This window comes from Priestia sp. SIMBA_032 (genome assembly GCF_046535215.1).
Lineage (GTDB): Bacteria > Bacillota > Bacilli > Bacillales > Bacillaceae_H > Priestia > Priestia aryabhattai.
The window spans coordinates 1-263 of the sequence record NZ_JAWRXD010000871.1 but is presented as its reverse complement, the minus strand read 5'-3'; the positions used below and the strand labels follow the sequence as shown (position 1 = coordinate 263).

Below are 263 nucleotides of genomic sequence, written 5' to 3'. Positions count from 1 at the left end.
CGGTGGTCCTGGCCGGCGATGGGGCATTCCTCATGCACGGCATGGAGATCCACACCGCCATCGAACACCGGTTGCCGCTGACCGTTGTCCTGTTCAACAACGATGCCCACGGAATGTGCGTGACCCGTGAACAGCTCTACTTCCCGGACACCCCGAGTATCAATCGGTTTCGGCCCACGGACTTCGAGGCCGGACTGTCCGCGATGTTCCCCACCTTGACCGTCAGCGGCGCCCGGTCACGGACCAAGCTGCTTGCCTGCGGC

1 protein-coding gene is annotated in these 263 nt (G+C 63.9%); it reads left to right on the top strand.

From position 1 onward, the window contains the following. Nucleotides 1–2: 2 nt before the first annotated feature. The coding region (locus tag SB717_RS36805) for a thiamine pyrophosphate-dependent enzyme (protein WP_410908018.1) at nucleotides 3–263 on the top strand (261 nt) is incomplete at its 3' end.